The organism is Streptomyces sp. NBC_01426, assembly GCF_036231985.1.
Lineage (GTDB): Bacteria > Actinomycetota > Actinomycetes > Streptomycetales > Streptomycetaceae > Streptomyces.
The window spans coordinates 5,473,879-5,497,433 of sequence record NZ_CP109500.1 but is presented as its reverse complement, the minus strand read 5'-3'; the positions used below and the strand labels follow the sequence as shown (position 1 = coordinate 5,497,433).

Below are 23,555 nucleotides of genomic sequence, written 5' to 3'. Positions count from 1 at the left end.
GCCGCGCAATTCGCCCGGATGGGCGGTGCGTGGCGCGCCTCCCCGGTCCGGGGAGGCGCGGGGCGGGGTCAGCCGACGCGGACGCCGAACTGGAAGGGCATGTTCCTCATGGCTTCGTACTTGACGCCGCCCCGGGGGTTGGAGGCGTGGAAGACCTGGCCGTTGCCCGCGTAGAGGCCGACGTGGTGCAGGTCGTCGTAGAAGAACACCAGGTCACCGGGCTGGAGCTGGCTCATGCCGATGCGCGTGCCGTCGTTGACCTGCGTGTAGGTGGTGCGGCTGATCTGGACGCCGGCCTGTCCGTAGGCCCACTGCGCCAGGCTGGAGCAGTCCCAGTACGCCATGCCCGTGGAGCCGAGGTTGTAGCCCTTGCCCTCCTGGGTCAGGGCGGCGGCGAGCGCCTGCGCGGCCCGCCCGGAGCCCTTCACCGCACCGGGCTTGGCGCCCCCGCCGGCGGCCTTGGCGGCCTCCTCGCCCGCCTTGGCCTCCGCGTTCTTCAGCTGGCTGCGCTCTTCCGCGGTCAGCGAGTTGAGGTGGGCCTGGGCTTCGGCGAGCTTGCGCTGGGCGGTGGCCTTCTTCTCGGCCAGCTCCTTGCGGGTGGCGTCGAGGTCGGCGAGCTTGGCACCGGCCTCCGCGCGCTGCTGCGCCAGGGTCCGCTGCTTGGTCTGGATCTGGGATATCGCCTCGACCTGCTTGCCGCTCATCTGCTGGAGCATGGAGGACTTGTCGAGGTAGTCCTGCGGGTTCTCCGCGAGGAGCAGTTCCATGGACTGGTCGAGGCCGCCGCCGCGGTACTGGGCCGTGGCCATCGAACCGAGCGTGTTGCGCAGGTCGTTGAGGTCCGCCTGGCCGCGCGCGACCTGGTCCTGGAGCCGGCCGATCTCCTTCTCCAGCTTGTCCTGGCGGTCCTTGGCCGCGTTGGCCTTCTCGCCGGCCTGCTCGGACTCCTCGTAGAGGGCGTCGACCTGCTCCTTGACCTCGTCCTTCTTCGGCTTGTCCGGGGCGGCGTGGGCCGACTGGGCGGAGAGGGCGACGGCCGCGGTGGCGAGGGCGGTGAGGACGCTCACGCGCGTGCGGGTCGGCGGCTTGGGTCGACGGTGGGACGCCACGAACGCGAGCTCCTTCTTCCTGGAGCCGCCGAAGACGGTCACACACTCGGCAGCGCGCCTCCGCCGACACCCCGAATGAGTGAACGACCGTACGAAGGTTTGAACAGACCCTAGTGACCCGGCTGTGATCAGTTCAAATCCTCGAAGGCAAAATTCCGGTCGCCGACCGGCTTCTTTACCGTCTTCGCACGCTCCGTACCGGTCAGTTGACGGTACGTTCCCTCCGCCGCCCCACCAATACCGGCATTGCACACAGCCGTTGCAGGAAGGGACAGAAGCCGCAGGTACTACGAAACCCGGGCGAGCCGCTTCAGCAGCAGCGCGGACGTCACCGGCCGGGCCCCCGCCTTCGCCACCCCGTCGGCCACCTCGCGGTCCGTGGAGACCACGACCACGGGCCGGCCGGCGGGCTCGGCCCGCACCAACTGGCGGATCAGCTCGTCCGCCGTCACCCCCGCCTTGGAGAACAGCACCCGCACCCCGCGCGGCGGGGCGAGCAGCACCGGGGCGGCCAGCTCCGCGCCGTCGAAGACACAGGTCATCTCCGCGCCCGTCTGCGCGGCCAGCATCGAGAGCCCGCCCAGCAGGCGAAGCCGCTGCTTCTCCAGCGGCATCGTCGGATAGCCGGTCTTGGTCACGTTGTAGCCGTCGATCACCAGATGCGCCTGGGGCAGCGCCAACAACTGGTCCAGCAGCGCCGGATCGGTCTCCGACAGGGCCCGCGCCGCGATGTCCTTCGGGGTCATCCGGCCCGGCTCCACGGCCTCCACAGTGTCCGCGGGCCGGGTGGACACGGGCGGCAGCGCCAGCTCGCGGCGCAGTCCGGCCGCCGCGTCCAACACGGTGTCCAGGAGCAGCCGCAGCCGCATGTCCTCGATGCTGCGTCCCTCGCGGGTGGCCCGGCGCGAGGTCTCCAGCGCCGATTCCACCTCCGCGAGACGGGACTTGAGCCGCCGCGTCTCGCTCTCGGCGGCCGTCACCCGCGCCGCCGCCTCACCGCGGATCCCGTCGATCTCGGCGTTGACCTTGCGCAGGGCCGCCTCGCCCCGCTTGACGTCGCTGAGGGCGCTGCGCAGCTTGCGCTGAAGCGATTCCGCTTCCTTGCGCGCCGCGTCCAGCTCGCCGCGCACCTGTTCACCGCCGCTGCGCTGCAGTTCGCGTACGTGCGCCAGCTCCTCGCGGAGCCGCTCCAGTTCGCGCCGGGTCTCGTCGCCGACCCGCTCGGCGTCGGCGCGCTGCGCCTCCTCGCCCGCGGCGGCCACCAGCTTGACCCAGCCGGCCGGCCGCAGCACGTACGCGGCGGCAGCCACGTCCAGCGGATCGGCGGCGGCCGGCGGTGCCCCGGACTCCAGGGCACCGGCCAGCTCGGCCTGCGCCTCGCGGAGCTTCTCGGCGACCCGGCCGCGGAAGACGGCGTCCGTCTCCACGGCCGCGGCCATGGCGTTGCCCGCGAACTTGGCACGCCGGGTCGGGGTGAACCTGGCGTACTGGCGCAGCTGCGCCGGGAGGTCCCCGACCGTCAGTCCGCCGAAGGCGTCCGAGACGAGTGCGACGACCCTGCGCCGCACGCCTTCCGGCAGCGGGCGGTCGAGCACCTCGGCGGCGTCGCCGGCCGCGTCGGCCGGCTCAGCGCCGCTTGCTGGCTCCACAATCCGTCACCCCTACCGTGATCTACCTGTGGGCCCGGCTCCCTCAGGAGTCCGCGCCCGGCCTGTCCACGAGCTCGATCTGGTCCACCGCGTTGCACCAGCGACAGCGAACCGACTCGATGGTCTCATTGACCACCTCTCGCTCCTCGACCTTGGGCTCCCCGGCGAGGTCCAGGTGGATGTACTCCACGACCTTCGACGAACGGGTCACGTCGAAACGCGTGAGGTTGCCGCACAGGGTGCAGCGCCACCGGGTGGTGTCGGTCGGCTGGGGAACCGTCATCAGGCCGCTCTCTCCTTCGTGGCTCTTTCAGTTTCAATTAAAGCGGCCCGCTGAGCCGTACGGCGGACCGCAGCTCGTAACCCTACGGCCTGCCACCGCCCCGAGGGGGTCCGGTTGGGTCATGCTCGGTCGCATGATCGTAAGGTGGCAGGCCGTCCGCGAGGCCTCCAGGGGCCCGGTGATCACCCACGCGCTGATCGCCGGCTGCTGCGTGGTGTTCGTCCTCGGTCCGGCGTCGGGCATGAATCCGGTCTACGGGACCGGCGACGAGCTGCTCGCGCGGGGCACGGACTACTTCCGGCGCTGGGGCGTGGTTCCCGACCAGCTCCTGTCCGGATCGGCCCGGGCGCTGCTCACCCCGCTGACCGCGCTGTTCGTCCACGGCAGCTGGCTGCACCTGCTGGGCAACATGCTCTTCCTGTACGTCTTCGGCGCGATGACGGAGGCCCGGATGGGCCGCCCGGCCTTCCTCGTCTTCTACGTCTGTACGGGCTACCTCGCCCTGGGCGCCTACGCGGCGGCCAACGCCTCCTCCGACCAGACCCTGGTCGGGGCGTCCGGCGCGATCTCGGCGGTGCTCGGGGCGTTCCTGTGCCTGTTCCCGCGCGCCCGGGTCACGAGCCTGTTCCCGTTCCTGTTCTTCCTGCCGCTGCGCTTCCCCGCCTGGATCGTGCTGGTGTTCTGGTTCGCGTTGCAGTGGGTGGCCGCGCACCGGGCGGAGAGCGGTCCGGGAGTCGCCTATCTGGCCCACGTGGTGGGCTTCTCCCTGGGCTTCGGCTACGCGTGGGTGCGTTACCGGCGTACGACTAGAGTGAGGCGACCAGTGACTGCCGGCGAGGGAGAAAGCCAACCGTGATCACCGCGATCGTGCTCATCAAGACCAGCGTGGACCGCATCCCCGAGATCGCCGAGTCCATCGCCGCGCTGGACAGCGTCAGCGAGGTCTACTCGGTCACCGGTACCTACGACCTGATCGCCCTGGTCCGGGTGGCCCGCCACGAGAACCTCGCGGACATCATCCCGGGCAGCATCAGCAAGATCCCGGGCGTCGAGGCCACGGACACGCACGTGGCGTTCCGCACGTACTCCCAGCACGACCTGGAAGCCGCCTTCGCGATCGGCCTCGACGCGTAGTTTCCGGCCGGGCGTGTCGACGGCCGGCAGCCCTCGCGACGGCCGAAAGCCCCGGCGGGAATCCTCCCGACCGGGGCGCGCGGCGTTCAGGGCCGACGCGGACGGTCGGCACGGGGTTCGGCGGTGGGCGGCACGGGGTCGGGCGGTCGACCACACCGGGTCTGACGGCCACACCGGGTCTGACGGCCGGGACGGCTCAGACGGCCGGGACGCAGCGGCCCTCTTCGGTGCGGTACCGCCACTTGGCCCCGTCGGCGACGAGTTCCTTGACCGCGCCGACGAACCGCTCGACGTGCTCGTCGGGCGTGCCGGCGCCGAAGCTGACGCGGATCGCGTTGAGCGAGCGCTCCCCCGGACCGGCCTCCGGCGCCCCGCACTCCCCCGGCTCCTGCGGCTCGCTGCCGAGCAGGGTGCGGACCAGCGGGTGGGCGCAGAACAGGCCGTCGCGGACGCCGATGCCGTACTCCGCGGAGAGGGCGGCGGCGAAGTGCGAGCTGTTCCAGCCGTCGACGACGAACGAGATGACGCCGACGCGCGGGGCGTCGTCCCCGAAGAGGGACAGCACGCGGACCGCCGGGACGTCGGCCAGGCCCTCGCGGACCTTCGCGATGAGGTGGTTCTCGCGGGCGACCAGGTTCTCGAACCCGGCCTCCTTCAGGGCGCGGCAGGCGGAGGCGATGGAGTAGACGCCGATGACGTTCGGGGAACCGGCCTCGTGGCGGGCGGCCGTGGTGTGCCACTCGACGTCCACGCCGCCGTCCTCGCGGCGGGCCACCTTGCGGGAGGCGCCCCCGCCGGCCAGGTACGGCTCGGCGGCCTGGAGCCAGTCCGCGCGGCCGGCGAGCACGCCCGAGCCGAAGGGCGCGTACAGCTTGTGTCCGGAGAACGCCACCCAGTCCACGTCGAGTTCCCGCACGGAGACGGGGTGGTGCGGGGCCAACTGGGCGGCGTCCAGCACGATCCGCGCGCCGTGGGCGTGCGCCGCCGCGGCGAGTTCCCGTACGGGCCACAGTTCCCCGGTGACGTTGGACGCCCCGGTCACGCACACCAGCGCGGGACCGTACGGGTCGCGCCCGGCCAGCGCCCGCTCCAGGGTCTCGACGGCCTGGGCCGGGGTGCGCGGCGCGTTGAGGTAGGTGACCTGCGCGTCCCCCCAGGGCAGCAGGGAGGCGTGGTGCTCGGTCTCGAAGACGAAGACCTGGCAGTCGGCCGGGAGCGCGGCGGCGAGCAGGTTCAGGGAGTCGGTGGTGGACCGCGTGAAGATCACCTGGTCCTCGGCGCGGCAGTCGAGGAACTCCGCGACGGTGACCCGGCTCTGCTCGAACAGGTCGGTGGAGAGCTGCGAGAGGTACCCGGCGCCCCGGTGCACGCTGCCGTAGTACGGGGCGTAGGCCGCCACGTCGTCCCAGACCCGCTGCAGGGCGGGGGCGCTGGCCGCGTAGTCGAGGGCGGCGTAGGTGACCTCGCCGCCGGTGACGAGCGGCACGGTGACGTCACGGCCGAGCACGGGCAGCGGCTCGACACAGGCGGGGTCGGCGGCGACGTCGGCGGTGGTGACGGCGGTGTTCAGGGATGCGGACATGGCGGAATCTCCCGGCAGGCAGGGCTGAATGGCTTCGGTGTGCCCGTACGCGGGTGCGGCTCGGCGGCCGACCGGAGGGGTACGGGGATGGCCTCGGATCACGGGAGGGCGTACACGGGTACGCGAAGAAGACCCTGTTCCGAGGGGTGAAGAAGGGGCGGAGTCGCCCTATCGCATTCGCTTGCTCACGGAAAACGCTCCTCGAGAGACCAGGATCCCTGGTGTCGAGGGATCCGCGCTTGCCGTAGACCTCACTGCCTACGGCCTGGTCATCACCCGGGGCACCCCGCCACGGAAGGAGGGTTGCCGGACAGCAAGCCGGGGCCTAAACGCTGTCACTCGTGACCTGGGCAGAATCCTGCCATACGATCCGTCGTGCGCAAGACCCCGGTCCGCATCGTGGACCGGGGTCGGCTGTTTCACGCCGTTCGGACGAGCGGGCCTACGCGTTGCTGGCGTTCACCCAGCGCTCCAACGAGGCCCGCGCGGATCCCGAGTCGATGGACTGCGCCGCCCGGGTGATGCCGGCTGCGATCTGCTCCTCCAGCGAGCCGCTGCCCGGGTCCAGCGCCACCAGGGCGGCGGCCGCGTTCAGCAGGACGGCGTCGCGCACCGGGCCGGTCTCGCCCGCGAGCAGGCGCCGGGCGACGTCCGCGTTGTACGAGGCGTCCTCGCCCCGCAGCGCGGACACGTCGACCACGTCGATCCCGACGTCGCGCGGGTCGAAGGGCAGTTCGGTGACCGATCCGTCCCGTACCCACCACACCCGGGAGGTGCCCGTGGTGGTCAGTTCGTCGAGGCCGTCGTCGCCCCGGAACACGAGCGCCGAGGAACCGCGTTCGGCGAGGACGCCCGCGACGATGGGCGCCACCCGGGGGTCGGCCACGCCGGTCGCCTGGGCGCGGACGCGGGCCGGGTTGGTCAGCGGGCCGAGGAAGTTGAACAGGGTCCGGATGCCCAGCTCCTTGCGCGCCGCCGCCACGTGCCGCAGCGCGGGGTGGAACTTCACGGCGAAGCAGAAGGTGATGCCGGCTTCCTCGGCGACCTGCGCCACCCGCGCGGGGGTGAGGTCGAGGTTGACGCCGAGCTTCTCCAGGACGTCCGAGGAGCCGCTCGCGGAGGAGGCGGCCCGGTTCCCGTGCTTGACGACCTTGGCGCCGGTACCGGCCACCACGATCGCCGACATCGTGGAGATGTTCACCGTCTTGGCCCCGTCGCCGCCGGTTCCGACGATGTCCACGGTCCGGCCGGGGACCTCGATCAGGTTGGCGTGCTCGTACATGCTCCCGACGAGCCCGGCGATCTCCTCGACCGTCTCGCCCTTGGCCCGCAGCGCCACCACGAAGCCGGCGATCTGGGCGTCGGTGGCCTCGCCGCGCATGATCGTGTCCATGGCCCAGGCGGTGTCCTCGGCGCGCAGGTCCCGGCCGGTCAGCAGGGCGTCGAGCACGCCCGGCCAACCGCGGGCCGCCACGCTGTCGCCGCCTGCCGGGGTCACAACGTCCATGGTCCGCTCCTGCGCTAGTGGGCCGCCCTGTGCTCGCCGCCCACGTCTGATGGGAAGGGCTTCAGCCTATCCAGCCGCGCGGGACGGCAAAGAGCCCCGTCCAGGGTCTGGACGGGGCTCTCGCCGTGGCGACACCAGGATTGACCGGAATCAATCCCTCATGCGGGTGCGGTCAAACGGTCACGCGGGATCAGTGGTGGCCGTGGCCACTCTGGATCTCCTTGTACTCCTCCACCGTGGGCTTCGGAATCTGGTTGTTCTCCGCGTAGAAGCCCTTGCTGAGCTTCGCGCGGAGCTTCTCCGCGGCCGTGAGCTTGCGCTCGACGCCGTTCTCGTCGACCGTCGGCCCCAGCTCGATCGGCCGGTACTGCTCGTGCGCGGTGAGCGTGTGCAGCTGGGACTGCGGGAGCGGCTCGTGGACCTCGACGAACTCACCGTGCGGCAGGCGCTTGATGACACCGGTCTCGCGACCGTGCAGCACCTTGTCGTGGTCCCGGCGCTGAAGGCCGAGGCAGATCCGCTTGGTGACGATGAAGGCGAGGACCGGGACGACGAAGAAGCCGATCCGGACGAACCAGGTGATCGAGTTGATCGACAGGTGGAAGTACTGGGCGAACATGTCGTTGCCGCCGCCGATGAGGAGCACGATGTACTCCGCGATCCAGGCGACACCGAAGCCCGTACGGGTCGGGACGTTGCGCGGGCGGTCCAGGATGTGGTGCTCGCGCTTGTCCCCGGTGACCCAGGACTCGATGAACGGCCAGACGGCGATCGCGCCCAGCACCAGCGGGAAGAGCAGCAGCGGGATGAACACGCCCAGGACGAGGGTGTGGCCCCACAGGTTGATCTCCCAGCCCGGCATGGCTCGGATCAGGCCTTCCGGCATGCCCATGTACCAGTCGGGCTGCGCGCCGGTGGACACGTGGTCCGGGCGGTACGGGCCGAGCGCCCAGATCGGGTTGATCGAGGCGATCGCCGCGATGGCCGCGATGACGCCGAAGACCAGGAAGAAGAAGCCTCCGGCCTTGGCCATGTAGACCGGCAGCAGCGGCATGCCGACGACGTTCTTGTTCGTCTTGCCGGGGCCTGCGTACTGGGTGTGCTTGTGGAACACGACCAGGATCAGGTGGGCCACCAGCAGCCCCATCATGATGCCGGGCAGCAGCAGGATGTGGACCGAGTAGAACCGCGCGACGAAGTCGCCGCCCGGGAACTCCCCGCCGAAGAGGAACATCGACAGGTAGGTGCCCACGACCGGGACCGACAGGATGGCGCCCTGCATGAAGCGGACACCGGTGCCCGAGAGCAGGTCGTCCGGCAGCGAGTAACCGGTGAAACCGGTGAACATGCCGAGGACCAGCAGCAGGAAGCCGAAGATCCAGTTGACCTCGCGGGGCTTGCGGAACGCACCCGTGAAGAAGACGCGCATCATGTGCACGACCATGGCCGCGACGAAGATCAGCGCCGCCCAGTGGTGGATCTGCCGGATGAGCAGACCGCCGCGGACGTCGAAGCTGATGTCCAGGGTCGAGGCGAAGGCCTCGGACATCTGGACGCCCTGCATCGGCACGTACGAGCCGTGGTACACGACCTCGTTCATGCTCGGGTGGAAGAACAGCGTCAGGTACACACCCGTGAGGATGATGATGACGAAGGCGTAGAGGCAGATCTCACCCAGCATGAAGGACCAGTGGTCCGGGAAGATCTTGCGCATGTTCGCCTTGGCGAGGCCGTAGATGCCCAGGCGACCGTCCGCCCAGTCCGCTACGCGCTCGCCGGCGGGCGCTTTGCGCGCGCTGGTGTCAGTGGTGGCAGTGCTCATCCGCGCTCCCAGAAAGCAGGACCGACGGGCTCTTCGAAGTCGCCGAGCGCCTCGAGGAAACCTTCGTCATTGACGCCGATCCGCAGCTGCGGAAGCGCGTGACCAGCCGGGCCGAAGATGACTCGGGCGCCGTCGGAGAGGTCGAAGGTGGACTGGTGGCACGGGCAGAGCACGTGGTGCGTCTGCTGCTCGTACAGGCTGATCGGGCAGCCGACGTGGGTGCAGATCTTGGAGTAGGCGACGATCCCGTCGTGGGACCACTCCAGCTCCTGCTTGTCCTTGATGTCGTCCGGCTGGATGCGGACGATCATCAGGGCGGCCTTGGCGATCTGGGTCTGGAAGTCGTGCTGCTCCTCCTCCAGGCCTTCCGGCCGGGCGAAGGTGAGCGAGCCGACGATGACGTCCTCGGGACGCAGCGGCTCGTTCGTGTTGTCGTTGATGAGCAGCTTGCCCTTGGCCCACATGGTCTTGCGGAGCTTGTCCTCGGGCAGCGGGCCCAGGTCGCGCATCAGGATGACACCGGAGAGCGGCAGCAGGGCCAGCGCGCCGAACATCGTGTTGCGGATCAGCTTGCGTCGACCGATGTCGGACTCGCGCGCGCCGTCGGCGAAGTCCGCGAGGACCTTCGCCTTGACCTCCGGCGGGGAGGCGATGGCGTGCCGCTCGTCGGCGACCTCGACGTCGGACATCAGGGTGCGGGCCCAGTGGACCGCGCCCGCGCCGATGCAGAAGAGGGCCACGCCCAGGGTCAGACCCAGGGCGAAGTTCAGGCCGCTCACCTTCCCGACGGGGAAGATGTAGACGATCTTGTCGATCGGGATGGCCACGTACGAGGCGATGAAGCCGATCGTGGCCAGCATCGACAGCGTGAACAGCATCGCGACCGTACGCTCGGACCGCTTGGCGGCCCGCTCGTCGATGTCCTGGATGCGCGGCTTGTGGACCGGAAGGCCCGGGTCGGCGAACGGATCGTCCGCGACCGCTACGCCACCGTGGTGCGCGTCGCCCTGCTCGCTCGGCAGGTGCTTCTCTTCGGGAATGTCTTGGCTACTCATGACTTCTTGGCCTTAGCGGTGTGGGCCGCGACCCAGACGGCGACAGCGATCAGCGCACCCAGACCGAAGATCCAGCCGAACAGACCCTCGGACACGGGGCCGAGGCCACCGAGCTTGAGACCACCGGGGCTGTTCGACTTCTCGCCGTTCACGTTCTGGAGGTACGCGATGATGTCCTTCTTCTGCTTCTCCGGCATGGTGCTGTCCGGGAAGGAGGGCATGTTCTGCGGGCCGGTGAGCATGGCCTCGTAGATGTGCTTCGGCTCGACGTCCTCAAGGTTGGGGGCGTACTTGCCGTGCGTCAGGGCGCCGCCCTCGCCGGTGAAGTTGTGGCACTGCGCGCAGTTGTTGCGGAACAGCTCACCACCCTTGGCGATGTCGGCTCCTGCCGGGTCGTACTGCTTCTCGGTCGGCGTGATCGGGCCGGCGCCGAGAGACGAGATGTACGCGGCCAGCTGGTCGATCTGGGCCTGCGAGTAGATCACGGGCTTCTTCGGCACCTGGGCGCCGGGCTGCTGGGCGGGCATGCGGCCCGTGCTCACCTGGAAGTCGACGGCGGCGGAGCCGACGCCGACCAGGCTCGGGCCGTCAGAGGAACCCTGACCGCCGGTTCCGTGGCAGCTTGCGCAGCCCACGGCGTAGAGCTTCTTGCCCTCCTCGATGGCGAGGGACTGGGCGGTTTCATCGGCCTGCGCCTTGCCCGCGGGGGCAAAGGCGGCGTAAAGCCCCCCAGTGGCCGCCAGCGCGAAGAGTAGAACGACGACCGCCGCCAGCGGATGGCGTCGTCGTGCGGAGAGCTTTTTCACGGATTACCCCGGTGTCAGGATCTTCTGCGTCGGTGTTTCTGGATGGAGTGCCGGGTCGGGCCCGGCGACGTGTTCGCTACTTGATCAGGTAGATCGTCGCGAAGAGGCCGATCCAGACGACATCGACGAAGTGCCAGTAGTAGGACACGACGATGGCCGACGTGGCCTGTTCGTGGGTGAACCTCTTGGCCGCGTACGTCCGGCCGAGGACCAGCAGGAAGGCGATGAGACCGCCCGTCACGTGCATGCCGTGGAAGCCGGTGGTCAGGTAGAACACCGATCCGTACGGGCCGGACGAGAGAGACATGCCCTCGTGCTTGACCAGCTCGGTGTACTCGAACACCTGGCCGCCAATGAAGATCGCACCCATGACGAACGTGATGATGAACCACGTCCGGAGCTTCTTCACGTCACCGCGCTCGGCGGCGAACACGCCGAGCTGGCAGGTGAGCGAGGAGAGCACCAGGATCGTCGTGTTCGTCGCCGAGAAGGGCAGATTCAAGGCCGAGGCCTGTTCTGTCCAGTACTCGGCACCCGTCACTGATCGCAGGGTGAAGTACATCGCGAAGAGGGCCGCGAAGAACATCAGCTCGGAACTCAACCAGATGATGGTTCCGACGCTGACGAGGTTCGGCCGGTTGACCGTCGGGTGCGCGTGCCCGGTATCTACTGTCGTTGCTGTCGCCACGACCGACATTATGTCGGTCGCTTATCCCGCCCTCACCCCGGGGGGTGCCGTTCGGAGTGTCAGGGGCGTGTGCAAGGCCCGAACGGCCCATCAGATCGGGTCCCGGACGGGTACTCGCGAGGCTGTGCGAACCGATGTTGACACCGGGTCGGACGGAGTAGCATCCCGCGCAACATCAACGTGATTCACGGGACACGTGGAGGAACGAAATGCGGGCGACTGCGCGAGTTCTGGTCTACAGCGACGACGCGGGCACCCGGGAGCAGGTGCGGCTGGCCGCCGGACGCAGGCCGGCCGCGGACCTGCCGCCGGTGGAGTTCCTGGAGTGCGCGACCCTTCCGGCGGTCCTGTCCGCGCTGGACGCGGGCGGCATCGACGTGTGCGTGCTGGACGGAGAGGCCACCCCCGTCGGGGGCATGGGGGTGTGTCGGCAGATCAAGGACGAGATCTTCCGCTGCCCGCCGGTCCTGCTGCTCATGGGGCGCCCCCAGGACGCCTGGCTGGCCACCTGGAGCCGCGCGGACGCGGCGGTGACCCTTCCGGTGGACCCGGTGGACTTCCCGGAGGTCCTGGCGGGCCTGCTGCGGCCCCGGCTGGCCCTGGACGCGTAAACGGCCCGGGGCGCGTACAAACGGCCCACGGGGGCCCGTACGGGCCCCCGTGGGCCGATCGAGGGCCTCTTTCGGGGGGTTCTGCGCGCCCGCGCGCGCCGGTTCAGACCTGCGGGCGGAGTCGGGCCTGGTCGACGGGGCTGCGACCGTCCTGCGTGCCCTTGAGGAGGGCGCTGCCCTCGCGCCACTCCTTCCACTCCATGTTCCAGTCGCCGAAGCCGTTCCCGAAGGTGTCCATGTCGTCGCCGATGCTGTTGATCACCTTGACGATGTCGCCCTCGGTGATGTTCTCGTAGAACCAGGCGGCGTTGCCCGTGCTCATGCCGGTGCAGCCGTGACTGACGTTCTCGTAGCCCTGGGAGCCGACGGACCACGGGGCGGCGTGCACGTATTCACCACTCCAGGTGACGCGCGTCGCGTAGTAGACGGGCAGGTTGTAGTACTCGCTGCCGCCGATGCCGACGGTGTCGCCGCGCATCTGGACGAAGTACTGCTTGCCGAGGACCACCTTGATCCCGTTTCGAGTGGAGAAGCCCGGCTTTCCGGTGGTCACCGGAATGGTGTTGATCACTTCTCCGTTGCGGCGGAAGGTGAGGTAGTGCGAGGAGGCGTCGGTGGTGACCTCGACGCGGTCGCCGATCTCCAGCTTCAGGGGCTTGGCCGCGGCGCCGTAGAGGTCGTCGGTGATCCTGACGCCCTCCAGGTTGCTCCGTACGGACACGGTGGTGTTGGCCGGCCAGTACTCCTTGGGCCGGAAGTGCAGGTTCTTGTCGTCGACCCAGTGCCAGGCGCCCTCGACGCCCTCCGGTGTGTCGACGACCAGGCCGCGCTCGACCAGCGCGCGGGCGGCCTTGTCCTTGACGGGTTCGTTGAGTTCGGCCGTGATGGGCTGTCCGACGCCGTACTTGCCCTCCTCGGGCCCGAACTCGACCTGGAGGACCCCTTTGGAGGGCGTGGTGTCGAACGCCATCGTGCGCTGCCCCGGAGCGCCCCTCTCGTCCTCCGTGTTGACGGTGACGGTGTAGCGGACGCCGGCGGCCAGCGGGACCGTGCTGTGCCACCGTTCGCCGGTGGCGGTGAGTTCGCCGGCCAGGCGGCGGCCGTGGGTGTCGACGACGGTGACGTCGGTGATCCGGCCGCCGCCGCTCTTCGCGGTGATCTCCAGTGGCCGGTTGTGGTCCACGGGGCGTCCGCCGGCCTTCTGGTTGAAGGCGACCTGCTCGCCCGCGTCAAACGGGCGGGCGGACAGCGGGTTCTCCTCTTCGGACCCACAGGCGGTGGCGCCGGCCCCGAGGGACGCGACCAGCAGGGAGCAGCCGATTACCGTCCAAAGACGCGGTGAGTGGTTCATGGGGCTAACGCTATGAAGATATGACAATTACGGCGCGCGGGGTGACTGCAAACGAGGGGCCCGGACTCCTCTGTTCGAGGTGTCCGGGCCCCTGGTGTCGTGCGTGGGTGCCGCTTTTGCTACTGGTTCTGGTTCTCACCGCGGTAGTACTCGTACACCCAGCCCCACAGGCCGATCACGATGATCGGGGCGGAGAAGTACATGAGCCACCAGCCGAAGATGACGCCCATGAAGGCGAGCGCGCCACCGATGGCCAGCGAGAGCGGCTGCCAGCTGTGCGGGGAGAAGAACCCCAGCTCGCCCGCCTCGTCGGCGACGTCGGCCTCCAGGTTGTCCTGGGCCATCTCGTCGACGCGCTTGGCCGTGAAGGCCAGGTAGTAGCCGATCATGACGCTCAGGCCGAAGGCCAGGAAGAGCGCGGTGGTGCCTACGGGCTCCTTCGACCACACGCCGTACACGACGGCCATGATCAGGATGAAGAAGGAGAGCCAGAGGAACATCTTGCCCTGGATCTTCACTTGCCGGCCTCCTTGCCACCGGTGACGGCCTTGGTGCCGGCGCCGTGGTCCTCAAGGTGGTCGAGGGCCGCGATCTCCGGGTGGTGCAGGTCGAACGCCGGGGACTCGGAACGAATCCGCGGGAGGGTGAGGAAGTTGTGCCGCGGCGGCGGGCAGGACGTCGCCCATTCGAGCGAACGGCCGTAGCCCCACGGGTCGTCGACCTCGACCTTCTTCCCGTACTTCGCCGTCTTCCAGACGTTGTACATGAAGGGCAGCATCGACAGGCCGAGCAGGAACGAGCTGATCGTGGAGATCGTGTTCAGCGCGGTGAAGCCGTCGGCCTCGAGGTAGTCGGCGTAACGACGCGCCATGCCCTCGGCGCCCAGCCAGTGCTGCACCAGGAAGGTGCCGTGGAAGCCGACGAACAGCGTCCAGAAGGTGATCTTGCCGAGGCGCTCGTCCAGCATCTTGCCCGTGAACTTCGGCCACCAGAAGTGGAAGCCGGAGAACATCGCGAACACCACGGTGCCGAAGATGACGTAGTGGAAGTGCGCGACGACGAAGTACGAGTCGGAGACGTGGAAGTCCATCGGGGGCGAGGCCAGGATGACGCCGGTCAGACCACCGAAGGTGAAGGTGATCAGGAAGCCGACGGCCCAGAGCATCGGGGTCTCGAAGGACAACGAGCCCTTCCACATGGTGCCGATCCAGTTGAAGAACTTCACACCCGTCGGTACCGCGATCAGGAAGGTCATGAAGGAGAAGAACGGCAGCAGCACACCGCCGGTGACGTACATGTGGTGGGCCCACACCGTCACCGAGAGGCCGGCGATCGCGATCGTCGCGGCGATCAGACCGATGTAACCGAACATCGGCTTGCGCGAGAAGACCGGGATGACCTCGGAGATGATGCCGAAGAAGGGCAAGGCGATGATGTACACCTCTGGGTGTCCGAAGAACCAGAAGAGGTGTTGCCACAGCAGGGCGCCGCCGTTGGCCGCGTCGAAGACGTGCGCACCGAACTTCCGGTCGGCCTCCAGCGCGAAGAGCGCGGCGGCCAGGACCGGGAAGGCGAGCAGGACCAGGACACCGGTCAGCAGCACGTTCCAGGTGAAGATCGGCATGCGGAACATCGTCATGCCGGGCGCGCGCATGCAGATGATCGTGGTGATGAAGTTGACCGAGCCGAGGATCGTGCCGAAGCCGGAGAAGGCCAGACCCATGATCCACATGTCGGCGCCGATGCCCGGCGAACGCACCGCGTCCGACAGGGGCGAGTAGGCGAACCAACCGAAGTCGGCCGCGCCGTTCGGCGTCACGAAGCCGGCGACCGCGATGGTCGAGCCGAAGAGGTACAGCCAGTACGCGAACATGTTCAGCCGCGGGAACGCCACGTCGGGCGCGCCGATCTGCAGCGGCATGATCCAGTTCGCGAAGCCCGCGAAGAGCGGGGTGGCGAACATCAGCAGCATGATCGTGCCATGCATGGTGAACGCCTGGTTGAACTGTTCGTTCGACATGATCTGCGTGCCCGGACGGGCCAGCTCGGCGCGCATGAAGAGCGCCATGATCCCGCCGATGATGAAGAACACGAACGACGTGATCAGGTACATCGTGCCGATGGTCTTGTGGTCGGTGGTGGTCAACCACTTCACGACGACATTGCCCGGCTGCTTGCGCCGTACCGGCAGCTCGTTCTCATACGAGTCGGCGGCGGCACCCTGAGATTCGTTGAGGATGCTCACAGTTTGTTCGTCTCCGAGTTCCGGGCCGGGTCGGTCTGCTTGATGCCGGCCGGCAGGAAGCCGGTCTGCCCCTTCTCGGCCAGTTCCTTCAGGTGCGCCTGGTACTTCTCCGGCGAGACGACCTTCACGTTGAAGAGCATCCGGGAGTGGTCCACGCCGCAGAGCTCGGCGCACTTGCCCATGAAGGTGCCCTCCTGGGAGGGGGTCACCTCGAAGACGTTGGTGTGGCCGGGGATGACGTCCTGCTTGAACAGGAAGGGCACCACCCAGAACGAGTGGATGACGTCGTTGGACGAGAGGATGAAGCGGACCTTCTCGCCCTTGGGGAGCCAGAGGGTCGGACCCGGGTTGCCCGTCTGCGGGTTCCGGTCACCGGGGACGCCCTGGGTGTAGACGCCTTCGGCGCCCTTGGGGAAGTCCTTGGCGAAGCGGTCCGGGATGGAGGCGAGCTCCTTGGGGACCGGGACGGCCCCCTCCTTCTTCTCCTCGCCGACCGACGGGGCCGGCAGCTTCGGGGTCGCGGGGTCGCCGTCGACGTCCTCGATGTAGTTGAAGCCCCAGCTCCACTGGTAGCCGACCACGTTGATGGTGTGGGCCGGCTTGGAGAGGGCGAGCAACTTCGACTCGTCACGCGCGGTGAAGTAGAAGAGCACCGAGACGATGATGAGCGGGACCACGGTGTACAGCGCCTCGATGGGCATGTTGTACCGGGTCTGCGCCGGAACCTCGATCTTCGTGCGGCTGCGCCGGTGGAAGATGACGCTCCACAGGATCAGGCCCCACACCAGGATGCCCGTGATCAGCGCGGCAGCCCAGGATCCCTGCCAGAGGGAGAGAATGCGCGGCGCCTCCTCAGTTACCGGAGTCGGCATTCCGAGGCGAGGGAAGTCTTTCCATGTATACGAGCAACCAGTGGCGGTCGCCAGGACCACGCCCGCAGTCAGCGCCTGGAGCAGCTTCCGCCGCATCGGGCGCCGCGGCGAGCGGTCGGAGCCGTAGGGACTCACGTAGCGCCTTCCCGAGAGTCTCGGCCCGCGTGGCTGGCCGCGGCCGTATTCGGGTCGGTCGCCGGCCCTGACGCAGGCAGGGGTTTGGATGTTTATGCGGACCAAACCCTACTGGACGCTATTTGGGGTCGCGCGGGGAGGGTGCCCAACGCGCCGCTACTGACCCCGAAGGGGTGGATCCGCCGTCCGGGGGACGGGCCATCCGGCCCTGAATGGCGCACTCCGGCGGACAACTGACGGCCCCTGACCTCGGGCGCCCCGGGCCTGCGGTTAGCGTGGCCCGATGCCGTACTTCGACACCGCCTCAGCCGCCCCGCTGCACCCTGTGGCCCGTCAGGCGCTGCAGGCCGCCCTGGACGAGGGCTGGGCCGACCCGGCCCGGCTGTACCGGGAGGGACGCCGCGCCCGGGTGCTGTTGGACGCGGCGCGCGAGGCCGCGGCCGAGGCGGTGGGCTGTCGCCCCGACGAGCTGGTGTTCACTCCTTCGGGGACGCACGCGGTTCACACGGGGCTCGCCGGAGCTCTGGCGGGACGCCGGCGGGTCGGCGGCCGGCTGGTGGTGTCGGCGGTCGAACACAGTTCGGTACTGCACGCCGCCGAGGTGCACGCGGCCGGCGGCGGCACCGTCACCGAGGTGCCGGTCGACCGCTTCGGCGCGGTCGACCCGGCGGGGTACGCCGCCGCGCTCGGCCCGACCACGGCGCTGGCCTGTCTCCAGTCGGCCAATCACGAGGTGGGCACCGTCCAGCCGGTGGCGGAGGTGGCCGAGGTGTGCGGCGCGGCCGGGGTGCCGTTGCTGGTGGACGCGGCGCAGTCGCTGGCGTGGGGCCGGGTGGGGGGCGGTTGGTCGCTGCTGACCGCGAGCGCCCACAAGTGGGGCGGCCCGCCCGGGGTCGGCCTGTTGGCGGTCCGCAAGGGCGTCCGCTTCTCCCCCCAAGGCCCCTCGGACGAAAGGGAGTCGGGCCGCTCCCCCGGTTTCGCCAACCTGCCCGCGATCGTGGCGGCGGCCGCCTCGCTGCGGGCGGTGCGCGCCGAGGCCGACGTGGAGGCGGCCCGACTGCGGGTGCTGGTGGACCGGATCCGGCGGCGGGTGGCCCGGCTGGTGCCGGACGTGGAGGTGGTCGGCGACCCGGACCGGCGGCTGCCGCACCTGGTCACGTTCTCCTGCCTGTACGTCGACGGGGAGACCCTGCTGCACGAGCTGGACCGGGCGGGCTACTCGGTGTCCTCGGGCTCGTCCTGCACCAGTTCGACCCTGACGCCGTCGCACGTGCTGCGCGCGATGGGCGTGCTGTCGGAGGGGAACGTACGGGTGTCCCTGCCGACCGGGACCACCGCCGACGACGTGAACGGCTTCCTGGAGGTCCTGCCGCGCGCGGTGGCCGACGTCCGGGAGCGGCTCGGGGTGACGGAGCCGCAGCCGTGCGCACCGGTCGCGGACGCGGTGCGCCTCGACGCCCTGGGGCTGCGCTGCCCCCAGCCGGTGATCGAACTGGCCCGGGCGATCGTGACCGTCCCGGTGGGCGGCACGGTGACGGTCGTGTCGGACGACGAGGTCGCCCGCCTGGACATCCCGGCCTGGTGCGCGATGCGCGGCCACGCCTACCTGGGCGAGACGGCGGCCGAGGTGGGCGTGGCGTACGCGGTCCGCCGGCTGCACTGACACGCGTACGGCCGGGCGCGCGGCGCGAGCCCGGCCGGATGCGCGGCGGAGGGCTCCCGCCGCACGGTGGGGCGGCCTTACGCCGCGAGGTGGGACCGGACCTCGGCCGCGGCCTCGTCCCCGTACGCCTTGGTGAAGCGCTCCATGAAGTGGGCCCGCGCCAGGGTGTACTCCTGCGTGCCCAGCGTCTCGATCACCAGCGTGGCGAGCATGCAGCCCACCTGCGCCGCCCGCTCCAGGCCCACGCCCCAGCCCAGGCCGGTCAGGAAGCCGGCGCGGAAGGCGTCGCCGACGCCCGTCGGGTCCACCTTCGCGGTCTCCTCGGGGCAGCCGACGACGATCGGCTCCTCGCCGACCCGGTCGATCCGCACGCCCTGGGAGCCCAGCGTCGTCACCCGGGTGCCGACCTTGGCCAGGATCTCCTGGTCGGTCCAGCCGGACTTCGACTCGATGAGGCCCTTCTCGTACTCGTTGGAGAAGAGGTACGTCGCGCCCTCCATCAGGGTGCGGATGTTGTCGCCGTCCATGCGGGCGATCTGCTGCGAGAAGTCGGCGGCGAAGGGGATCCCGCGCGTGCGGCACTCCTCGGTGTGGCGCAGCATCGCCTCGGGGTCGTCGGCTCCGATGAGGACGAGGTCCAGCCCGCCCACCCGGTCGGCGACGGCCTTCAGCTCGATCAGCCGGGCCTCGCTCATCGCGCCCGTGTAGAAGGAGCCGATCTGGTTGTGGTCGGCGTCCGTCGTGCAGACGAAGCGCGCGGTGTGCAGCACCTCGGAGATCCGCACGGACTCGGTGTCGACCCCGTTGCGGTCCAGCCACGCGCGGTACTCGTCGAAGTCCGAGCCGGCCGCGCCGACCAGGACGGGACGGGAGCCGAGCTGACCCATTCCGAAGCAGATGTTCGGGCCGACACCGCCCCGCCGCACGTCGAGGTTGTCCACGAGGAAGGAGAGGGAGACCGTGTGCAGCTGGTCCGCGACCAGCTGATCGGCGAAACGGCCGGGGAAGGTCATGAGGTGGTCGGTGGCGATGGAGCCGGTGACTGCGATGCGCACGGCGTGGATGCTCCTGCGGAGGGCGGCAAGGGGGACATTCAAAACTACCCGGTCCTCGGCGTCCGGCCGACCGTACGAAACTACCCCGTAGTAGCCCTTTCTTCGCCCGCCGGGCCGGGCCTACGGTGCCCTCATGACCTACAGCGATGGCTTCGGGTACGCCGACCACAACGCCGAGATCCGTCCCGGTTTCGCACGACTGCTGGGCGACTGCGCCCGGATGGCCCCGCACTGGGCGGTCCCGGCGGGCCCGCGTCCGGACCGGGTGGCACCGTCCCAGATCCACGGCATCAGCGTCCCGCCCTCCTCGGCCCGCCTGATCGCGTCGACCGCGGAGTACGGCGACTAGGTCGTCTCCTCGGGATCGATCCGGCCCCGGCCGCTCCCCGGGGGAACCGGTTGCGCCCCTGTTCCGTCACACCCTCATCACGTACGACGGGACGAGTGAAGGAGCGATTCGGTGACCAGCGAAGAACCCGACACAGCACGCGTCACACGACGGCGGCCGGCCTGGGCCATCGGCTCGATCGCGGCCGCCGTCCTGCTCGCGGGTGGCGGTACGGCCTACTGGGCGTCGACGGCCCACGGCGACGGTTCCGGCGCCGGGCGGACGAACGAGCGCACGGCCGCCGCGGCCCGCGAGGCCGGGACCCCCTCGGGGCCGGGGATCGCCCCCGGCGAGCCGGACCCGTCCGGCGGCGGGGTGACGTACCGCGCGGACGTGAAGCTGCCCGAGGCCCCGGCGAAGGCGCCGACGTTCGCCGCTTCGGGCGAGGTGACCTCCGAGGAAGTGGCGCGGCTGGCGAGCGCGCTGGGCGTCACCGGCGCGCCCCGATTGTCGGGCGAGCAGTGGCTGGCCGGCGAGGGCGCCGACGGTTCCGGGCCCCGGCTGACGGTCGCCCTCAAGGCTCCCGGCACCTGGACGTTCAACCGTTTCCAGCCGGCCGGTGACAACGGCGGGGGCGGGGACTCCTGCAAGCGCGGTCAGGACACCTGCGGCCCGGCCACCCTCCCGAAGGACCCGCAGGAGCCGCAGGGCTCCGCCGGCGCCACTCCGGTCTCCGAGGAGGCCGCCAAGGCCGCCGCGGCCCCGGTGCTGGCCGCCGCGGGTCAGGCCGGCGCGAAGCTGGACGCCCGCCTGGCGCAGGGCTCGGCCCGGGTGGTGACGGCGGACCCCGTGGTCGGGGACCTGCCCACGCAGGGCTGGTCGAGCAAGGTGAGCGTGGGTCCGGACTCCCGGGTGGTGACGGCGAGCGGCGAGCTGAAGGCGCCGGTCCGGGCCGCCGAGCAGTCGGTGGTCGGGGCCGTCGAGGCGCTGGCCCGTCTGAACGCCGGGAAGTCGGGGTCGAACGGCACGGGTACGGGCCCGAGCGGCTGCGCGACCTCGGTTCCGCTGACTCCGGACACCCCGGTCGGGGCGACCGACACGCTGCCCTGCAACCCGGAGCCGCGCCCGATGAAGCCGCCGCGGACGGAGACCGTGCGGGGCGCCGTGCTCGGGCTGGCGCCCGGGACGGTGAACGGCGCGCGGGGTCTGGTTCCGGCCTGGCACTTCGAGGTGGCCGGGAAGGACGGCGCGGCGGGCCACACGGTGGTCCAGCCGGCCTCGGCCGAGGAGAGCACCGCTCCGGCGCCGGTGCCGCCGACGGGGGGACGCACCGTGCCCGGGTTCTCGTACGCCGAGGCCGACCGGAAGCTGACCGTGAACTTCTGGGGCGGGGTGTGCAGCGCCTACGCCGTCGAGGCGCGCGAGGAGGGCGGGTCCGTACTGGTGAAGATCACCGACACCCCGAACAAGCCGGGTCAGAGCTGCATCATGATCGCGGAGGAGATGTCCCGGACGGTGACCCTCAAGGAGCCGCTCGGCGACCGGAAGGTGGTCGACGCGACCACGGGCAAGCCGCTCCCCCGCGGGTGAGCCGCCCGGGGCCCCGTCGCGACGGGGCCCCGGGCGGCGATTGCCGACATGCGAGCCGCGAGGTGCCCGACATGCGAGAGGGCCCGCGCACCAGTCGTACTCGACCGGTGCGCGGGCCCTCGTCGTACAGGCTTAGCTGAACGAGTCGCCGCAGGCGCAGGAGCCGGTGGCGTTCGGGTTGTCGATGGTGAAGCCCTGCTTCTCGATGGTGTCGACGAAGTCGATGGAGGCACCGTGGAGGTAGGGCGAGCTCATCCGGTCCGTGACGACCTTGACGCCGTCGAAGTCCTTGACGACGTCGCCGTCGAGGGAGCGCTCGTCGAAGAAGAGCTGGTAGCGCAGGCCCGAGCAGCCACCGGGCTGGACGGCCACGCGCAGCGCCAGGTCCTCACGGCCTTCCTGCTCCAGCAGGGTCTTGACCTTCACGGCGGCGGCGTCGGACAGGAGGATGCCGTCGCTCACAGTGGTCTTGTCGTCCTGTACGGACATCTGCATTCACTCCCGAAGTGGGCGGCTCCCCGCCGGAGGCTGGGGAAACGTCGGACTCTTGCCGTCGGTGGCAACCAGCGCGATCGCGGATTCATTCCGGGTCCCGCACCTTGTCTCGATATTCATGCTCGCACACCGGCACGGGGGGACGAACCCGACGGACGAGCGAGTTCCGGGGCGGGCGAATTCGTCACATCGACGCTATCGGGCATCGTCAAACTGACGTGAAGCGGTTATGATAGATAACGTCAAATAGACGAGAAGTCGAAGCGCTTCCTCGGAAGTACCTAGTCGCAGAACAGAAAGGGTGCGTGTCGTGACCACCGCCCAGCCTTTGGACGTCCAGCCGACGCCCCTTGCCCTGCTGCTGCTCGGCCGCGAAGCCGACCCCAAGAGCGAGCGCGGGGTGGAGTGCCCCGGCGACCTGCCCTCGCCGTCGGACCCGAACCTGGTGGCGCGCGCCCGCGCGGCCAAGGAGAAGCTCGGGGACAAGGTCTTCATCCTCGGCCACCACTACCAGCGCGACGAGGTCATCGAGTTCGCGGACGTCACCGGCGATTCGTTCAAGCTGGCCAAGGACGCGGCCGCCAAGCCGGAGGCCGAGTACATCGTCTTCTGCGGCGTCCACTTCATGGCCGAGTCCGCGGACATCCTCACGTCCGACGACCAGAAGGTCGTCCTCCCCGACCTCGCGGCCGGCTGCTCGATGGCCGACATGGCCACCGCCGAGCAGGTCGCGGAGTGCTGGGACGTGCTGACCGAGGCCGGGATCGCGGGCGACACCGTGCCGGTCTCCTACATGAACTCCTCGGCCGACATCAAGGCCTTCACCGGCAAGCACGGCGGCACGATCTGCACGTCGTCCAACGCCAAGAAGGCCCTGGACTGGGCCTTCGAGCAGGGCGAGAAGGTGCTCTTCCTGCCCGACCAGCACCTCGGCCGCAACACCGCGGTCCGCGACATGGGCATGTCGTTGGACGACTGCGTGCTCTACAACCCGCACAAGCCGAACGGCGGCCTGACCGTCGAGCAGCTGCGCGACGCCAAGATGATCCTGTGGCGTGGGCACTGCTCGGTGCACGGCCGGTTCTCGGTGGACTCCGTCAACGACGTCCGCGCCCGCATCCCCGGCGTGAACGTCCTGGTCCACCCTGAGTGCAAGCACGAGGTCGTGGCGGCCGCGGACTACGTCGGTTCCACCGAGTACATCATCAAGGCGCTGGAGGCGGCCCCGGCCGGTTCCAAGTGGGCCATCGGCACCGAGCTGAACCTGGTCCGCCGGCTGGCGAACCGATTCGCCGCCGAGGACAAGGAGGTCGTCTTCCTCGACAAGACGGTCTGCTTCTGCTCGACGATGAACCGCATCGACCTGCCGCACCTGGTCTGGACCCTGGAATCCCTCGCCGAGGGCAACCTGGTCAACCGGATCGAGGTCGACAAGGAGACCGAGAGCTTCGCGAAGCTCGCCCTGGAGCGCATGCTCGCGCTTCCCTAGGTCCTGTCGTCAAAGTGGCGCCGGTAGGGCCCGCGGTGTCCGGTGCCGTGCATCGCAAGGCGCAGCGGCGCCCGTGTACTGGACAT

The 23,555-nt window shown here is 69.7% G+C and carries 22 protein-coding genes and 1 riboswitch; of the genes, 7 read left to right on the top strand and 15 right to left on the bottom strand.

The genetic code is table 11. The features are described from left to right. Positions 1 to 68 precede the first annotated feature (68 nt). The 3 genes from OG906_RS24395 to OG906_RS24385 form a co-directional block, all read right to left on the bottom strand. On the bottom strand, positions 69 to 1,109 hold the full coding sequence (locus OG906_RS24395; protein ID WP_267798579.1) for a C40 family peptidase: 1,041 nt from the start codon (positions 1,107 to 1,109) through the stop codon (positions 69 to 71). Between the two features lie 287 nt (positions 1,110 to 1,396). Continuing rightward, positions 1,397 to 2,761: an NYN domain-containing protein gene (locus OG906_RS24390; protein ID WP_329448121.1), complete on the bottom strand. Its 1,365-nt coding sequence runs from the start codon at positions 2,759 to 2,761 to the stop codon at positions 1,397 to 1,399. Positions 2,762 to 2,801: 40 nt separating this feature from the next. Beyond that, complete coding sequence (locus OG906_RS24385; protein WP_053676058.1) at positions 2,802 to 3,041, bottom strand: hypothetical protein; 240 nt, start codon at positions 3,039 to 3,041, stop codon at positions 2,802 to 2,804. 133 nt (positions 3,042 to 3,174) lie between these two features. Between OG906_RS24385 and OG906_RS24380 the strand changes: the two genes are divergently transcribed. Together OG906_RS24380 and OG906_RS24375 are read left to right on the top strand one after the other, a co-directional pair. Beyond that, positions 3,175 to 3,897, top strand: coding sequence for a rhomboid family intramembrane serine protease (locus OG906_RS24380; RefSeq protein WP_329445756.1), 723 nt, complete (start codon positions 3,175 to 3,177; stop codon positions 3,895 to 3,897). Next, on the top strand, positions 3,894 to 4,175 hold the full coding sequence (locus tag OG906_RS24375; RefSeq protein WP_267798581.1) for an Lrp/AsnC ligand binding domain-containing protein: 282 nt from the start codon (positions 3,894 to 3,896) through the stop codon (positions 4,173 to 4,175). The genes OG906_RS24380 and OG906_RS24375 overlap by 4 nt, the downstream gene beginning before the upstream one ends. 196 nt (positions 4,176 to 4,371) lie before the next feature. On the opposite strand, the gene OG906_RS24370 is transcribed toward OG906_RS24375, so the two are convergent. The 6 genes from OG906_RS24370 to ctaE all read right to left on the bottom strand — a co-directional run bounded on the left by OG906_RS24370 (position 4,372) and on the right by ctaE (position 11,644). After that, entirely contained in the window at positions 4,372 to 5,757 is a 1,386-nt protein-coding gene (locus tag OG906_RS24370) for an aminotransferase class V-fold PLP-dependent enzyme (protein WP_329445754.1), read from the bottom strand. 230 nt (positions 5,758 to 5,987) lie between these two features. Further along, a riboswitch (SAM riboswitch) is annotated at positions 5,988 to 6,104 on the bottom strand. Between the two features lie 95 nt (positions 6,105 to 6,199). Further along, positions 6,200 to 7,264, bottom strand: a complete 1,065-nt coding sequence (gene trpD, locus OG906_RS24365) for an anthranilate phosphoribosyltransferase (RefSeq protein WP_329445751.1) — start codon at positions 7,262 to 7,264, stop codon at positions 6,200 to 6,202. Between the two features lie 190 nt (positions 7,265 to 7,454). After that, complete coding sequence (gene qcrB / locus OG906_RS24360; protein WP_267798584.1) at positions 7,455 to 9,086, bottom strand: cytochrome bc1 complex cytochrome b subunit; 1,632 nt, start codon at positions 9,084 to 9,086, stop codon at positions 7,455 to 7,457. Then, positions 9,083 to 10,141, bottom strand: coding sequence for a cytochrome bc1 complex Rieske iron-sulfur subunit (qcrA, locus tag OG906_RS24355; protein ID WP_053676063.1), 1,059 nt, complete (start codon positions 10,139 to 10,141; stop codon positions 9,083 to 9,085). The genes qcrB and qcrA overlap by 4 nt, the downstream gene beginning before the upstream one ends. Continuing rightward, on the bottom strand, positions 10,138 to 10,947 hold the full coding sequence (gene qcrC, locus OG906_RS24350) for a cytochrome bc1 complex diheme cytochrome c subunit (RefSeq protein ID WP_329445749.1): 810 nt from the start codon (positions 10,945 to 10,947) through the stop codon (positions 10,138 to 10,140). The genes qcrA and qcrC overlap by 4 nt, the downstream gene beginning before the upstream one ends. A gap of 76 nt (positions 10,948 to 11,023) precedes the next feature. Next, positions 11,024 to 11,644, bottom strand: coding sequence for an aa3-type cytochrome oxidase subunit III (gene ctaE, locus OG906_RS24345; RefSeq protein ID WP_053676065.1), 621 nt, complete (start codon positions 11,642 to 11,644; stop codon positions 11,024 to 11,026). A 200-nt stretch (positions 11,645 to 11,844) separates the two neighbouring features. Here ctaE and OG906_RS24340 point away from each other — a divergent pair, with 200 nt between their 5' ends. Further along, positions 11,845 to 12,246: a hypothetical protein gene (locus OG906_RS24340; RefSeq protein ID WP_267798585.1), complete on the top strand. Its 402-nt coding sequence runs from the start codon at positions 11,845 to 11,847 to the stop codon at positions 12,244 to 12,246. Positions 12,247 to 12,349: 103 nt separating this feature from the next. Here OG906_RS24340 and OG906_RS24335 read toward each other — a convergent pair whose 3' ends face one another. The 4 genes from OG906_RS24335 to ctaC all read right to left on the bottom strand — a co-directional run bounded on the left by OG906_RS24335 (position 12,350) and on the right by ctaC (position 16,849). Next, the gene (locus OG906_RS24335) at positions 12,350 to 13,597 is read right to left on the bottom strand and encodes a L,D-transpeptidase (protein ID WP_329445746.1); all 1,248 of its coding nucleotides are present in this window, start codon (positions 13,595 to 13,597) and stop codon (positions 12,350 to 12,352) included. 119 nt (positions 13,598 to 13,716) lie between these two features. Further along, entirely contained in the window at positions 13,717 to 14,115 is a 399-nt protein-coding gene (locus OG906_RS24330; protein WP_053676068.1) for a cytochrome c oxidase subunit 4, read from the bottom strand. Further along, positions 14,112 to 15,842 carry an aa3-type cytochrome oxidase subunit I gene (gene ctaD, locus OG906_RS24325; RefSeq protein WP_053676069.1) on the bottom strand — a complete coding sequence of 577 codons (1,731 nt, stop codon included), beginning with the start codon at positions 15,840 to 15,842 and terminating at the stop codon, positions 14,112 to 14,114. Before ctaD ends, OG906_RS24330 begins: the two co-directional genes overlap by 4 nt. Continuing rightward, positions 15,839 to 16,849, bottom strand: a complete 1,011-nt coding sequence (ctaC, locus tag OG906_RS24320; RefSeq protein ID WP_053676070.1) for an aa3-type cytochrome oxidase subunit II — start codon at positions 16,847 to 16,849, stop codon at positions 15,839 to 15,841. The genes ctaD and ctaC overlap by 4 nt, the downstream gene beginning before the upstream one ends. Before the next feature lie 283 nt (positions 16,850 to 17,132). On the opposite strand from ctaC, the gene OG906_RS24315 reads away from it, so the two are divergent. Then, complete coding sequence (locus tag OG906_RS24315; protein WP_329445743.1) at positions 17,133 to 18,512, top strand: aminotransferase class V-fold PLP-dependent enzyme; 1,380 nt, start codon at positions 17,133 to 17,135, stop codon at positions 18,510 to 18,512. 77 nt (positions 18,513 to 18,589) lie between these two features. Here OG906_RS24315 and OG906_RS24310 read toward each other — a convergent pair whose 3' ends face one another. Beyond that, positions 18,590 to 19,567: a carbohydrate kinase family protein gene (locus OG906_RS24310; protein WP_267798589.1), complete on the bottom strand. Its 978-nt coding sequence runs from the start codon at positions 19,565 to 19,567 to the stop codon at positions 18,590 to 18,592. A gap of 133 nt (positions 19,568 to 19,700) precedes the next feature. Between OG906_RS24310 and OG906_RS24305 the strand changes: the two genes are divergently transcribed. Together OG906_RS24305 and OG906_RS24300 are read left to right on the top strand one after the other, a co-directional pair. Next, a complete protein-coding gene (locus OG906_RS24305) occupies positions 19,701 to 19,916 on the top strand; it encodes a hypothetical protein (RefSeq protein WP_267798590.1) in 216 nt (71 codons plus the stop codon). Positions 19,917 to 20,027: 111 nt separating this feature from the next. Next, positions 20,028 to 21,485, top strand: a complete 1,458-nt coding sequence (locus tag OG906_RS24300; RefSeq protein ID WP_329445740.1) for a hypothetical protein — start codon at positions 20,028 to 20,030, stop codon at positions 21,483 to 21,485. Between the two features lie 132 nt (positions 21,486 to 21,617). On the opposite strand, the gene erpA is transcribed toward OG906_RS24300, so the two are convergent. Beyond that, positions 21,618 to 21,974, bottom strand: coding sequence for an iron-sulfur cluster insertion protein ErpA (erpA, locus tag OG906_RS24295; RefSeq protein ID WP_053676136.1), 357 nt, complete (start codon positions 21,972 to 21,974; stop codon positions 21,618 to 21,620). 307 nt (positions 21,975 to 22,281) lie between these two features. Between erpA and nadA the strand changes: the two genes are divergently transcribed. Beyond that, positions 22,282 to 23,469 (top strand): quinolinate synthase NadA, encoded by a 1,188-nt coding sequence (nadA, locus tag OG906_RS24290; protein ID WP_267826026.1) that lies wholly within the window; start codon positions 22,282 to 22,284, stop codon positions 23,467 to 23,469. Positions 23,470 to 23,555 lie beyond the last annotated feature (86 nt).

Bases quoted from the DNA above. Each gene is read 5' to 3' on its own strand.
- OG906_RS24385 (WP_053676058.1), bottom strand. From the start codon at position 3,041: ATGACGGTTCCCCAGCCGACCGACACCACCCGGTGGCGCTGCACCCTG.
- OG906_RS24380 (WP_329445756.1), top strand. From the start codon at position 3,175: ATGATCGTAAGGTGGCAGGCCGTCCGCGAGGCCTCCAGGGGCCCGGTG.
- OG906_RS24370 (WP_329445754.1), bottom strand. From the start codon at position 5,757: ATGTCCGCATCCCTGAACACCGCCGTCACCACCGCCGACGTCGCCGCC.
- trpD (WP_329445751.1), bottom strand. From the start codon at position 7,264: ATGGACGTTGTGACCCCGGCAGGCGGCGACAGCGTGGCGGCCCGCGGT.
- qcrB (WP_267798584.1), bottom strand. From the start codon at position 9,086: ATGAGCACTGCCACCACTGACACCAGCGCGCGCAAAGCGCCCGCCGGC.
- qcrA (WP_053676063.1), bottom strand. From the start codon at position 10,141: ATGAGTAGCCAAGACATTCCCGAAGAGAAGCACCTGCCGAGCGAGCAG.
- ctaE (WP_053676065.1), bottom strand. From the start codon at position 11,644: ATGTCGGTCGTGGCGACAGCAACGACAGTAGATACCGGGCACGCGCAC.
- OG906_RS24340 (WP_267798585.1), top strand. From the start codon at position 11,845: ATGCGGGCGACTGCGCGAGTTCTGGTCTACAGCGACGACGCGGGCACC.
- OG906_RS24335 (WP_329445746.1), bottom strand. From the start codon at position 13,597: ATGAACCACTCACCGCGTCTTTGGACGGTAATCGGCTGCTCCCTGCTG.
- OG906_RS24315 (WP_329445743.1), top strand. From the start codon at position 17,133: ATGCCGTACTTCGACACCGCCTCAGCCGCCCCGCTGCACCCTGTGGCC.
- OG906_RS24305 (WP_267798590.1), top strand. From the start codon at position 19,701: ATGACCTACAGCGATGGCTTCGGGTACGCCGACCACAACGCCGAGATC.
- erpA (WP_053676136.1), bottom strand. From the start codon at position 21,974: ATGTCCGTACAGGACGACAAGACCACTGTGAGCGACGGCATCCTCCTG.